We start from the raw sequence: 12,288 nt of genomic DNA, 5'->3' as shown, positions 1-12,288 counted from the left end.
TCGCTGAGGTTCTCTCCGCCGAGGCTGCCGTGCTGACATGTCCGACGAAAAGTCCACCGAGGACTCCACGCTGCTCTCCCCATCGCGCTAGCGGCCCAGAGACGGCTCAGACACGACGCAGAGTCAGCGAAAAGCCCCCTCCCAGCGAAGAAACCGCAGGTAGGGGGCTTACTCGTGGGCGGTTACTTCTTCTTGCCCTGGTTCTTGACCGCCTCGATGGCCGCTGCGGCTGCCTCCGGGTCGAGGTACTTGCCGCCGGGGGTGATCGGCTTGAAGTCGGCGTCCAGTTCGTAGGCGAGGGGGATGCCCGTCGGGATGTTCAGGCCCGCGATGTCGGCGTCCGAGATGCCGTCCAGGTGCTTGACCAGGGCGCGCAGGCTGTTGCCGTGGGCCGCGACCAGGACCGTGCGGCCGGCCAGCAGGTCCGGGACGATGCCGTCGTACCAGTACGGGAGCATCCGGGAGACGACGTCCTTCAGGCACTCCGTCTTCGGGCGCAGCTCCGGCGGGATCGACGCGTAGCGGGCGTCGTTCGCCTGGGAGAACTCGGAGTCGTCCGCGAGCGGCGGGGGCGGAGTGTCGTACGAGCGGCGCCAGAGCATGAACTGCTCCTCGCCGAACTCGGCCAGCGTCGCGGCCTTGTCCTTGCCCTGGAGGGCACCGTAGTGGCGCTCGTTCAGACGCCAGGAGCGGTGGACCGGGATCCAGTGGCGGTCGGCCGCCTCCAGCGCGAGCTGCGCGGTGCGGATCGCGCGCTTCTGGAGGGAGGTGTGGAGCACGTCCGGCAGCAGGCCGGCGTCCTTCAGCAGCTCACCGCCGCGGACCGCCTCCTTCTCGCCCTTCTCGTTCAGGTTGACGTCCACCCAGCCGGTGAACAGGTTCTTCGCGTTCCACTCGCTCTCGCCGTGGCGGAGGAGGATCAGCTTGTACGGTGCGTCGGCCATGCCTCAGAGCGTAATCGACGCATTCGACGCGTCGCGTCCCCGCCCGGAGGGCGGACAACGGGGCACTGCCCGTACGACGACCCGGACGACGGACGGGTCCGGGCGGACGACGGTTGACGGCTTCTGTTAATTCGGTGGCAGGTGCTCGCTCCGTCGCCGTAACTTGTGATCTTGGACTGAGCCACTTACATCCGACATCCGTGGGGGATCCCGTATGCCACTCGTCGCCCTGAGACGCGCCGCCCGGGAGACCGTCTCGGGGCTCCCCAGGGAGTTCTGGTGGCTGTGGACCAGCACCCTCGTCAACCGGCTCGGTGCCTTCGTCGCCACCTTCATGGCCCTCTACCTCACCCTGGACCGCGGGTACTCCGCCTCGTACGCCGGTCTGGTGGCCTCGCTGCACGGGCTCGGCGGGGTGGCCTCCTCGCTCGGCGCCGGGGTGATGGCCGACCGGCTGGGGCGGCGGCCGACCCTGCTGATCGCCCAGTCGTCCACGGCCCTCTCGGTCGCCCTGCTGGGCTTCATGCACGATCCGGTCGCCATCGCCGCCGTTGCCTTTGTCGTGGGCATGGCCTCCAATGCCTCCCGTCCGGCCGTGCAGGCGATGATGGCCGACATCGTGCGGCCCGAGGACCGGCTCCGCGCCTTCTCCCTGAACTACTGGGCGATCAACCTCGGCTTCGCCGTCTCCTCCACGGCCGCGGGCTTCATCGCCGAGTTCAGCTATCTCGCGGGGTTCCTGATCGAGGCCGGGATGACGCTGATCTGCGCGATCGTCGTCTTCGTGAAGCTGCCCGAGTCGAAGCCCGCGCCGCTTCCGGAGGAGGCCGGGGAGGAGGACGTACGCCTCGGGACCGTGCTGCGCGACGGCCGTTTCATGGGCGTGGTCGGGCTGTCCTTCCTCGTCGCACTGGTCTTCCAGCAGGGTTCGGTGGGTCTGCCGGTGGCCATGGGCCGGGCCGGGTTCGCACCCGCGGACTACGGCCTGGCGATCGCCGTCAACGGGGTGCTGATCGTCGCCCTCCAGATACCGGTCACCCGGTTCATCGAGCATCGCGACCCGCGTCGGCTGCTGGTGGTCTCGTCCCTGCTCGCGGGCTACGGCTTCGGGCTCACCGCCTTCGCGGGGTCGGTCGGCGCCTTCGCGCTGACGGTGTGCGTGTGGACACTCGCCGAAATCGTCAACGCGCCCGTCCAGACCGGCCTGGTCGTACGTCTCTCCCCGGTGCGCGGGCGCGGCCGCTACCAGGGCATGTACTCCCTGTCGTGGGCGGTGGCGAGCCTGATCGCCCCCTTGATGTCCGGTCTTGTCATCGACCGGCTGGGGGCACGGTGGCTGTGGGTCCTGTGCGCGGCGGTCGGCACCGTCGCAGCGGTGGGGTACGGGGCGCTGATGCGGCGCCTTCCGGAGCAGGCGGCCGCGGCGGACCGTCCGCGCCAGAAGGCCGTGGCGGATCGTCCGGAGCAGGAGGCCGTCGCAGACCTTCCGGGGGGCGGGAAGAGTGAGGTCCGGGTCAGGCGTCCGAGCGTTGGGTCAGGTGGCTGAACGCGTCCAGGTTGCGTGTCGACTCGCCGCGGGCCACCCGCCAGGCATACTCCTTGCGGATCGCGGAGGCGAATCCCAGTTCGAGGAGGGTGTTGAAGCTGCCGTCGGCCGCCTCCAGGACCGAGCCGAGCAGCCGGTCCACCTCCTCGGGGGTGACCGCGGCCAGCGGCAGCCTGCCCGTCAGATAGATGTCGCCGAGCGGGTCCACCGCGTAACTCACTCCGTAGAGCTTGAGGTTGCGCTCCAGCAGCCAGCGGTGGACCGCGGGCTCGTTCTCGTCGGGGTGGCGGATCACGAAGGCGTTGAGGGACAGGGAGTGCTTGCCGACGATCAGTGAGACGGTCGTCGACAGCTTGCGCGTCCCGGGGAGTTTCACGACGTACGTGCCCGACTGCGGGTTCTCCCACTCCAGTTCGGCTTCGTCGAGGACGCCCTCGATGACCTGCGCCGCATGCTGTTCCTCAGCCATGCGGGCAGCGTACGCGACCGGGGTCAGCCGTGGTGTGCGCGGACCCGGCGCCGGTGGTCCGCCACGGCTGCCGAGTACACCCCGGCCGTGGCCGAGGCCGCCGTGTCCCAGCCGAACGACTCGGCGTGCCGGGCGGCCGCCTCGCCCATCCGGGAGCACAACTCCGGCCGGTCGGCGAAGTCGCTCAGGACACGTGCGTAGGCGGCGGGTTCATGCCCCTGGACCAGGAAGCCGGTCTGCCCGTCCCGGACGGCGACCGGCAGACCGCCGACCGCGGCCGCCAGCACCGGCGTACCGGTCGCCTGCGCCTCGATGGCGACCAGCCCGAAGGACTCGCTGTGCGACGGCATCACGAGGACGGAGGCCGCGCGGAACCAGTCGGCGAGCTGTTCCTGTCCGACGGGCGGCCGGAAGCGCACCACATCGGCTATACCGAGGCGGGCGGCGAGTTTCTGGAGCCCCTCCGGCTTGGCGAGGCCGCTGCCGCTGGGGCCGCCCACGATCGGCACGACGATACGGGAGCGCAGCTCGGGGCGGTCGTCGAGGAGGACCGCGACGGCGCGCAGCAGCACATCGGGCGCCTTCAGGGGCTGGATGCGCCCCGCGAAGAGGGGGATCAGCGCGTCCTGCGGGAGGCCGAGCCGGGCGCGGGCGGCGGCGCGGCCGTCGGCGGGACGGAAACGTTCCAGATTGACGCCGGGGTGGACGACCGCGACCTTGCCGGGGTCGGCCGAATAATGCCGTACGAGTTCGGCGGCCTCCTCGGCGGTGTTGGCGATGAGCCGGTCCGCGGCGGCCACGATCTGGGTCTCCCCGATCACCCGGGCGGCGGGCTCGGGGGTGTCGCCCTCGGCGAGGCGGGCGTTCTTGACCTTGGCCATGGTGTGCATGGCGTGCACCAGCGGGGCGCCCCAGCGCTGGGCGGCCAGCCAGCCGACATGGCCGGAGAGCCAGTAGTGGGAGTGCACCAGGTCGTAGTAACCGGGGCGGTGGCCCGCCCAGGCCTGCATCACGCCATGGGTGAAGGCGCACAGCTGGGCCGGGAGGTCTTCCTTGGCGAGGCCCTCGTAGGGGCCGGCGTCGACGTGCCGGACGAGCACGCCGGGCGCCAGTTCGACGGTCGGCGGGAGAGCGGCCGTGGTGGCCCGGGTGAAGATCTCGACCTCGATGTTGATCGCGGCCAGCCGACGGGCCAGCTCCACGATGTAGACGTTCATGCCTCCGGCGTCGCCCGTGCCGGGCTGGTGGAGGGGCGAGGTGTGCACGGAGAGCATGGCGACCCGGCGGGGCCTGCGGTGTGGCAGCCGAAGCCGGGAGGCAGTCGCCGGGGAGCGACGCCCGAGCCTGCTGACGTACTGGCTCACCTGGCGTTCCTCCTTGTTGCGGGCATGCCTGCCGCGAAGGCCCGCACACCCTCGCATCGGGGGAACACCGGGGTGGGGCGCTCCATTTCCCGCGGAGGGCTCCTCGCAGGCAGCTTTACCGAACCGTTGCCTGTTTCCGATCAACCGTTCGATGATGCTGCCCGGCGGCAATCGGTGCTCGGCCTGCCCGGCGACTCGACCGCCCGGCCACTCGACCGCTGGGCGGCTGGGCGGCTCGGCGGCGCGGCGGTCCTCGGGGGGGCGATCCCTTCCCAGCTACTCGGGCGCCGGGGGGACCGCCCCGGTTATCCACAGGCCGAAACGGACACCCGTGCCGCCGCTTACTCTCGTACTCATGTCAACCCGCGCCGCGTCCCGCCCCGTGGGTACGGTGACGCGCGGGACGACCAATCCGAACCGGCTGCGCCGGATGGACCGCTGGATCGCGGCCGTCCACGGCGCCGAGCTGCGCCGTACGGCGGAGCCCGTGGCCGTCGACCTCGGGTACGGGGCCGCCCCCTGGACCGCGGTCGAGCTGCTGCACCGCCTGCGTACCACCGCGCCCCGCACCCGGGTGGTCGGGGTGGAGATCGAGCCCGCGCGGGTCGCCGCCGCCCGGCCGTACGCCCGCGAGGGCCTGGTCTTCCGGCACGGCGGCTTCGAGGTACCGGTCCCCGGTCGGCCCAGCCTCATCCGCGCCGCCAATGTGCTGCGGCAGTACGAGGAGGGCCAGGTGGCCGCGGTCTGGGAGCGGCTGTGCGCCCGCCTCTCCCCCGCCGACCCGGTGACCGGCTCCCGCGGCGGGCTGCTGGTCGAGGGCACCTGCGACGAGATAGGCCGCCGCCATGTGTGGGTCGCCCTCGGTCCGGAGGGGCCGCGCACGGTCACCTTCGCCACCCGGCTCGGTTCCCTGGACCGCCCGTCCGACCTGGCCGAGCGGCTCCCGAAGGCACTGATCCACCGGAATGTCCCGGGCGAGCCCGTGCACGCCTTTCTGCACGACTTCGACCGCGCCTGGGCCGCCGCCGCGCCCTACGCGTCCTACGGCGCACGCCAGCGCTGGATACGCACGGTCCGCCAACTGACGGCGGACTGGCCCGTCACCGACGGCCCGGCGCGCTGGCGGCAGGGCGAGGTCACGGTGGCCTGGGGAGCCCTGGCGCCCCGCGCGTAGCCCCCTCGGAAGATCTGCCCCGAAGGCCTCTCCCCGGAGATCCCGAAGGCTTCTCCCCGGAGACCCCCACCCGTATCCCCGTCCCGACCTGCGGGGAACGATCTTCTCGCCTGTTTCGTCACAGTCGCGGGAAGTCGCCGTACGGGGGTGACGGACGGGGACAGGGGGACGGACAGGGGGACATCGTGCGCGAGTGACCGAGTGACCGAGTGACCGAGCGGCCGGGGAAGCCGCCCTTCAAGGCGGATTCACGCGGCAGGGGGACAGTCGTACGCGAACGGCTGGAAAGACAGGGAGATCGTCGTACCAGGTGCGGCAGGCGGGGGAGTTTTCTGTACGGGTACGTCCCGTCTCTGCCGGTTTGCCCATCGGCATGGCACTATCCCCAGGCACCGCAAGTTACTGATGGTAAACCAGATGTGGGGGCGAAGTATGGGATCCGGGAAGCGGGCCCTGACCACGGCCGCAATTGCCCTGGCCTGCACGGTCACCGTGCTGAGCGCACCGGGCACCGCCTGTGCGAGGCCGGGCCGTCCGGCCCCGGCGCCCGCTCCGCCCGGCGGGTCCGCTCCGACGCACGGCGGTGCGACCGGGGCTCCGGGCGGCGGCTCGGCTCCCGCGGCCGGGAAGGACCTCGAAGCGGTCCGCAGACAGCTGGACACGCTCTACCACGACGCCGCTGTGGCCACGGATGCCTACAACGCGGCCGAGGAGCGGGCCAAGAAGCAGTCGGCGCGCATCGTCGATCTGGCCCGGGAGATCGTGAAGGGGCAGCAGAAGCTGGCCGCGCTGAAGGACCGCGCGGGAGCGGCGGCCCGCGCCCAGTACCGCGGTGGGGGGCTGCCACCCGAGGTGCGGCTCTGGCTGAGCAACGACCCGCAGCAGTTCCTCGACGACGCGGGCACCGTCCGCCAGGGCGAACGTGCCACCGAGGGACTGCTCACGGAGATGACGCGCACCCAGGAGGACCTGAAGCAGTACGCGCGTGACGCCTCCGACCAGTGGAAGGAACTCGACGCCGAGCGCAAGGCGAAGGCCGACGCCAAGAAGAGGATCGAGAAGGAGATCACTGCGGCCGAGCAACTCCGGTCGCGGTTGCGGAAGCAGGAGCAGGAGCGGCTCCGGAAGCTGGAGGAACAGGCCGCGGAGCAGGCGCAGACGGCCTGGCTCGACACCGGGATACTCAAGGACATCAGCACCCGGGCCTCCGCGGAGGGCCAGAAGGCGGTGCGCTTCGCGAGCGACCAGCTCGGCAAGCCCTATGTATGGGGAGCCGAGGGCCCGTCGTCCTACGACTGCTCGGGCCTGACCTCCCAGGCGTGGGCGGCGGCCGGGACCCCCATCCCGCGCACCTCGCAGGAGCAGTGGAAACAGCTCAGACATGTCGGCATCAAGGACATGCGCCCCGGCGACCTGATCATCTACTTCCATGACGCCAGCCATGTGGCGATGTACGTCGGCGACGGAGCGATCATCCACGCCCCGCGCCCGGGACGCTCGGTGACGATCGCCGGCGCGGGCTCGATGCCGATCCTGGGAGTGGTGCGCCCGGACGCGCGCTGAACACGGCCACCGGGCGGCGGGTCCCGGACGCACACCGCCGGGGCCCGCAAGGCCTTCTCCCACCCCGTCCCACCCCCGCGTGACGCCCCCCACGTGACCCGGAGCACGCCGCACCCCGCCCCAAACCCACCCTGACGTGACATTCGTCATCCCGGACGCCGTCAACCGTGTCCAACTGCGGTACGGGATGCGGCATATGACGGTGGCCTGTGGCCATCCAGCACGTCGCCGGGCATTCCGTTGCGGCCTCGCCTACCGCTATGGTCCCCGTCGGTGGGTCGAGGTCCCTCGCCCCACCCGTGCCCTCGGGGGGAGGGAAGGAACCCAAACGATGCCCGTACCCGTACCGCGGCAGAGAGCGATCCCGGCCGTGGAGAGTGGTCAGGCTCCAGCCGCGTCCCCGCCGGGGACCCCGGCCACTCCGGGGCCGGCCACCCGTACCAAGGCGCCGGCCGACACGCTCACCCTGCTGGTGATCGAGGACGACCCGACCGGCGCGCCGATCGTGCCCGAAATGCTCGACGCGGCGGGCCGCCCCATCCGGCTGCGCACCGCCCGCAACCTCACCGAGGCCGAGCGGCTGCTCACCGATGACGTCCACTGCATCCTGCTGGACATCGCGCTGCCCGCCCCCGGCCGGGCCGCCGAGGAGGACGACGAGCTGGCCGTGCTGCGGCATGTGCTCCGGCTCGCGCCGCGCCATGCCGTGCTGGCCCTGACCGCGTCCGGCGATGCCGAGCGCGGCGCCGAGGCCGTGCGCGTCGGCGCCCAGGACTATCTGTTCCGCGACGAGCTGGACGGACGTCTGCTGAGCCGGGCGATCCGCTACGCGGTCGAGCGCAAGCGGTCCGACACGGCCGAACGGCGGCTGACCGAGTCCAGGCTGCGGGCCCAGGAGAACGCCCGCCTGGAGCGCGGCCTGCTGCCGACCCCGCTGCTCGACGGCTCCTCGCTGCGCTTCGCCGCCCGCTACCGCCCCGGCCGCTCCCGCGCGCTGCTCGGCGGTGACTTCTACGACACGGTGCGTACGCCCGACGGCACGGTGCACGCCATGATCGGTGACGTCTGCGGGCACGGCCCGGACGAGGCCGCGCTCGGTGTGGAGCTGCGCATCGCCTGGCGTGCGCTGACGCTGGCGGGGCTGTGCGGCGACGAGCTGCTGTCCACGCTCCAGCAGGTGCTGGAGCACGAGCGGGACAACGACGAGATCTTCGCGACGCTCTGCACGGTGGACATCGCGCCGGACGGCCGCCGCGCCGGACTGTGCCTGGCCGGACACCCGGCGCCGCTGATCGCGCGCCCGGGCCACCCCTTCGCGTACGGCGGAACGCCGACGGCCGAGCTGCTGCCGTACGACAACAACGGCCCGGCGCTCGGTCTGCTGCCTCGTGCCCGCTGGCCGCGGATGCAGGTCGAGCTGGGCCCCGCCTGGAGCCTGATGCTCTACACGGACGGTCTGATCGAGGGGCGCGTCGGCGAGGGCCGGGAGCGCCTCGGGCAGGACGGCATGGTGGATCTCGTCCGCCGCCGTCTCGCCGAGGGCCTGACCGGCGAGAGGCTGCTGCGGGCGACGGTCAACGAGGTCCGCGACCTCAACGGCGGAGAGCTGACGGACGACGTGGCGGTCGTCCTGCTCGACCGGGCACCGTAGGCGGCCCGAGGCCGTTGGTGTCTAGCGGCCGCCGTTGTACGGACCGTAGGGCCCGTCGCTGCTGCTTCCGCGGCGGCGACGGCCCCAGCCGCCGCCCGAGACCTGCTTGAGCGCGGGGCGGACGTCCACGAAGAACACGATGGAGGCGACCAGGCCCGCGAGCTGGAGGAAGAGCATCGGCACCAGCAGGTTCACGGCCACCGCGATGCCGAGGATGATCAGCCAGAAGCCCTTGTTCTGCTTGTCGGCGGCACGGTACGCGTCATCGCGGTACAGCACGGCCATCACCAGTGCCACCACGGCGAGCACCAGCATGGCGAGATAGAGCAGCGACAGAAAGCCGCCGAACGCCGTCATCAGCACAATGCCCACCACCTGGTTCGAGTCCTCTGTACGGCCACCGTACCCGTGTCCGGCGGCCGTGTATCCGTAGAACGGGCCGGGCACCCGCGAAGTGCCCGGCCCGTTGCCGACCGCCCCGCCCGCCGCACGGAGGCGAGGGCGGGGGCCGGGGGTGCCTACTTGGCCGGCGGAGGGGTCGTCTTCTTCGCCACCGGCTTGCGGACCGGCGCCGTCTTCTTCGGCGCGGACGCGCTCGCGGTCGCGGTCTTCCTGTCGTCGGCGGCCTCGGCCTTGTTCTCGGACGGCTTCTGCTCGTCCCTGACCTCGACGGGCTCCGCCTTGCCCTCGACGGCGACGGCGAGGTCCTCGATCTCCTCGGCCGCCTCGCCCCGCCAGGTCCGCACGGCCTGCTCGCCGTGCTCGGCGACCTTCTCGTAGGTCTCCCGGGCCCTGACCGCGTACTCCGCGGCGACGCCGACACCGCGCAGCGCGATGTCCTGGGCGGTCTCGCCGAGCTTCTTCAGGTCGGCGTCCAGGGTGGTGCCGAACTTCTTGATGTCCGAGTCGAGCGAGGTGAGGAACTCGCCGACCCTCGTCTGGATGGTCTCCTGCGTCACCTTGACCCGGACACCGGCCTCCTTGGCACGGGCCGAGGCCCGCTCCTGGACCGCCTTCGGGTCGGTGTTGCGCACCGCGTCGATGCGGGCCGGGGCCTCGGTACGCAGCTGCTCGACCAGGCCGGGGACCTTCCGGGCCTGCTGGATGGCCAGGTCGGCGGTGCCGGCGGCGAAGTAGAGCGGGGTCGGGTCGCTGAGGGTCTTACGCAGGTCGTCGCTGATGGCCATGGGAACGGTCCTCCCGGTTCGGCTTTCGACTGAGGGTGTGTTGCGGTCCTTGGGTCACGATCCGGTCGTCCCGGACGATCCGGTTGCCCCGGATGATCCAGATGATCCGGCCGGTCCGGTCATGCCGGGCGGTCGGGTCTGTCGGTGGTGTGCCGCGGACCGGCATCGCTGCCGTCGGCCACGCGGGGGCCGGGGTCACCGGTGTCCTGGGCGCCGTCCGCTTCCGGAGCCCGCGGGGCCTTCCGGTCGTTCTCGTCGGCTGCGGCCTGCTGGGCGGTCCCGGGTCCGTTCTCCTTGCGGAAGGACTCGTAGATCTGGAGCAGCACCTGCTTCTGCCGCTCGGTGAGCCCCGGATCGGCGAGGATGACGGCGCGGGTGGCGCCCTCCCGGCCGAACTCCTCGCGGTCCCGCTCGGCGTCGAGGATCCCGGCCCGCACATACAGCGTCTCGGCGGAGATCCGCAGCGCCTTGGCGACCTGCTGGAGCACCTCCGCGCTCGGCTTGCGCAGCCCGCGCTCGATCTGGCTCAGATACGGATTGGACACCCCGGCGGCTTCGGCGAGCTGCCTGAGCGACAGCTGCGCATTGCGCCGCTGCTCGCGCAGATACTCCCCGAGATTGCCGACGTTGAGCGATGCCATGCCTCCACTGTGCCCCACCGCGCTAACAATTGCAAGCAACCGCTTGCAAAAGTGCATCGCCCTTCGGGTGGCAGACCTCGGAGTCGTTCCACCAGAGGGCGAGTGCACCGCCGGGGCGAAGCACCCGCAGTGCTTCCGGGACGGATCCCCAAACCTGGCACTGGACCAACCAGCGTATGGGTGAGGATGTCCACGGAATCGGAGGCGAGCGGCGGGGTGTTGCCGTCCCCGAGCGCGAGAGGGACCTCGGGCAGCCGGAGGCGGAACCGAGCAGCCATCCCGGGACCACCGCCCGTCGGCCGAGTTCGTCATGCAGAGCGAAGAAGGTGCGGAGGTATGAAGTCCCTCTCGGAGATGACGGAACGCGAGTACTTCGCCTGCGTCGGCCTACGTCCCGGCATGTTCGCCGGCAAGGCCTCGTTCCCCATGCTGACCGCGTTCCTGACCGGCTATGACCAGCATGCTCTCCGGCACGGTGGGCGCGGGCTCACCGGCTGGCACGACTGGCTCGTCACCCGTCGCGGACGCGGCTGCAACCATGCCTGGCCCGGCCAGGTCCTCCACATCGCCCTCCCGAACGGCTGGGACGACGTCTGGAACCTTCCGCCTGAGGACGAACAGCACGCGATCAAGGTCCTGTTCGAGCTCCTCGACGAGTTCGCTGCCGAGTGCGAAGCAGCGCAAGGCGCACAGTTCCCGGATTGACCGAGACGCCGAGTCGCTCGGTCTTGTGGGTTTCTTGAACGCGTTCAAGAATGGGGGAAAGCGCGGGAGTGCGTTGGGGGGCCGGGGGTTGGGGGGGAATGTCCGTGAAGGCGATGAAGGTGGTACTGGCAGGGGGGACCGGGCAGGTGGGCACGATCCTGGATCGTGCCTTGACCGGGGCCGGGCACGAGGTGACGGTTCTGACCCGACGGCCGGTGCGCGCGGGGCATGTGGGGTGGGACGGCGTCGCTCTGGGGAAGTGGGCGTCCGTGATCGACGGTTGCGATGTCGTCGTCAATCTGGCCGGGCGCAGCGTCTCCTGTCGCTACACCGCTGAGAACCTGCGCGCCATGATGGACTCCCGGGTCGCGTCGGCGCGGGTGGTCGGGGAGGCGATCGCCACCGCCGTGCGGCCGCCGCGCGTCTGGTTGCAGATGAGTACGGCGACGATCTACGCCCATCGCTTCGACGCCGCGAACGACGAGGCCACCGGCATGGTCGGCGGCACCGAACCGGGCGTGCCCGGCTATTGGGAGTACAGCGTGCGGATCGCGCGCGCATGGGAGCGGGCGTTGGCCGAGGCGGAGACTCCGGCCACCCGGAAGGTGGCGCTGCGCGCGGCGATGGTGATGAGCCCGGACCGGGGCGGGGTCTTCGACGTGCTGTCCAGGCTGGTCCGGCTCGGCCTCGGCGGTCCGGTCGCCGGTGGCGCGCAGTACGTCTCCTGGATCCACGAGCGGGATTTCGTACGCGCCGTGGAGTTCCTGATCGCCCGGGAGGACATGGCGGGCCCGGTCAACCTCGCCGCACCCGGCCCGCTGCCGCACCGGGCGTTCATGCGGGAGCTGCGTGCGGCCTGGCGCGTCCCGGTCGGGCTGCCCGCGACCCGGGGCATGGCCGAACTGGGTGCCCTCCTGCTGCGCACGGACACCGAACTGCTGCTCAAGAGCCGTCGGGTGACGCCCGGTCGGCTGAGCGGGGCCGGGTTCTCCTTCATCCATCCTGAGTGGGCGAGCGCGGCGCGGTCGTTGGCTCGGTGAGCGA

General features: G+C 71.4%; 12 protein-coding genes. 6 read left to right on the top strand and 6 right to left on the bottom strand.

What is annotated here, in order from left to right; genetic code table 11:
- Positions 1 to 182: 182 nt before the first annotated feature.
- Positions 183 to 944, bottom strand: a complete 762-nt coding sequence (locus ACIHAA_RS09670; RefSeq protein WP_399814937.1) for a phosphoglyceromutase — start codon at positions 942 to 944, stop codon at positions 183 to 185.
- Positions 945 to 1,158: 214 nt separating this feature from the next.
- On the opposite strand from ACIHAA_RS09670, the gene ACIHAA_RS09665 reads away from it, so the two are divergent.
- A complete protein-coding gene (locus ACIHAA_RS09665) occupies positions 1,159 to 2,490 on the top strand; it encodes an MDR family MFS transporter (RefSeq protein ID WP_399814934.1) in 1,332 nt (443 codons plus the stop codon).
- On the opposite strand, the gene ACIHAA_RS09660 is transcribed toward ACIHAA_RS09665, so the two are convergent.
- Together ACIHAA_RS09660 and mshA are read right to left on the bottom strand one after the other, a co-directional pair.
- Entirely contained in the window at positions 2,459 to 2,959 is a 501-nt protein-coding gene (locus tag ACIHAA_RS09660) for a YbjN domain-containing protein (RefSeq protein ID WP_399814931.1), read from the bottom strand. The genes ACIHAA_RS09665 and ACIHAA_RS09660 overlap by 32 nt on opposite strands.
- A 23-nt stretch (positions 2,960 to 2,982) precedes the next feature.
- Entirely contained in the window at positions 2,983 to 4,323 is a 1,341-nt protein-coding gene (gene mshA, locus ACIHAA_RS09655) for a D-inositol-3-phosphate glycosyltransferase (RefSeq protein WP_399814929.1), read from the bottom strand.
- A gap of 355 nt (positions 4,324 to 4,678) precedes the next feature.
- Here mshA and ACIHAA_RS09650 point away from each other — a divergent pair, with 355 nt between their 5' ends.
- The 3 genes from ACIHAA_RS09650 (at position 4,679) to ACIHAA_RS09640 (ending at position 8,711) form a co-directional block, all read left to right on the top strand.
- Positions 4,679 to 5,497: a class I SAM-dependent methyltransferase gene (locus tag ACIHAA_RS09650; RefSeq protein ID WP_399814926.1), complete on the top strand. Its 819-nt coding sequence runs from the start codon at positions 4,679 to 4,681 to the stop codon at positions 5,495 to 5,497.
- A gap of 432 nt (positions 5,498 to 5,929) precedes the next feature.
- On the top strand, positions 5,930 to 7,060 hold the full coding sequence (locus ACIHAA_RS09645; RefSeq protein WP_399814924.1) for an NlpC/P60 family protein: 1,131 nt from the start codon (positions 5,930 to 5,932) through the stop codon (positions 7,058 to 7,060).
- Between the two features lie 331 nt (positions 7,061 to 7,391).
- Complete coding sequence (locus ACIHAA_RS09640; protein WP_399814922.1) at positions 7,392 to 8,711, top strand: PP2C family protein-serine/threonine phosphatase; 1,320 nt, start codon at positions 7,392 to 7,394, stop codon at positions 8,709 to 8,711.
- Positions 8,712 to 8,732: 21 nt separating this feature from the next.
- Here ACIHAA_RS09640 and ACIHAA_RS09635 read toward each other — a convergent pair whose 3' ends face one another.
- The 3 genes from ACIHAA_RS09635 to ACIHAA_RS09625 all read right to left on the bottom strand — a co-directional run bounded on the left by ACIHAA_RS09635 (position 8,733) and on the right by ACIHAA_RS09625 (position 10,539).
- The gene (locus ACIHAA_RS09635) at positions 8,733 to 9,068 is read right to left on the bottom strand and encodes a DUF2516 family protein (RefSeq protein WP_399815438.1); all 336 of its coding nucleotides are present in this window, start codon (positions 9,066 to 9,068) and stop codon (positions 8,733 to 8,735) included.
- A 161-nt stretch (positions 9,069 to 9,229) separates the two neighbouring features.
- Positions 9,230 to 9,898 carry a hypothetical protein gene (locus ACIHAA_RS09630; RefSeq protein WP_399814919.1) on the bottom strand — a complete coding sequence of 223 codons (669 nt, stop codon included), beginning with the start codon at positions 9,896 to 9,898 and terminating at the stop codon, positions 9,230 to 9,232.
- A gap of 119 nt (positions 9,899 to 10,017) precedes the next feature.
- Positions 10,018 to 10,539 carry a helix-turn-helix domain-containing protein gene (locus tag ACIHAA_RS09625; RefSeq protein ID WP_399814916.1) on the bottom strand — a complete coding sequence of 174 codons (522 nt, stop codon included), beginning with the start codon at positions 10,537 to 10,539 and terminating at the stop codon, positions 10,018 to 10,020.
- 336 nt (positions 10,540 to 10,875) lie between these two features.
- On the opposite strand from ACIHAA_RS09625, the gene ACIHAA_RS09620 reads away from it, so the two are divergent.
- Positions 10,876 to 11,244, top strand: a complete 369-nt coding sequence (locus ACIHAA_RS09620; RefSeq protein WP_399814913.1) for a hypothetical protein — start codon at positions 10,876 to 10,878, stop codon at positions 11,242 to 11,244.
- Positions 11,245 to 11,357: 113 nt separating this feature from the next.
- Positions 11,358 to 12,284, top strand: a complete 927-nt coding sequence (locus ACIHAA_RS09615) for an epimerase (protein WP_399815436.1) — start codon at positions 11,358 to 11,360, stop codon at positions 12,282 to 12,284.
- Positions 12,285 to 12,288: the final 4 nt, after the last annotated feature.

This window comes from Streptomyces sp. NPDC052040 (assembly GCF_044548405.1).
Taxonomy (GTDB): Bacteria; Actinomycetota; Actinomycetes; order Streptomycetales; family Streptomycetaceae; genus Streptomyces.
The sequence above is the reverse complement of the archived record's forward strand: the minus strand, read 5'-3'. Positions and strand labels throughout refer to the sequence as shown.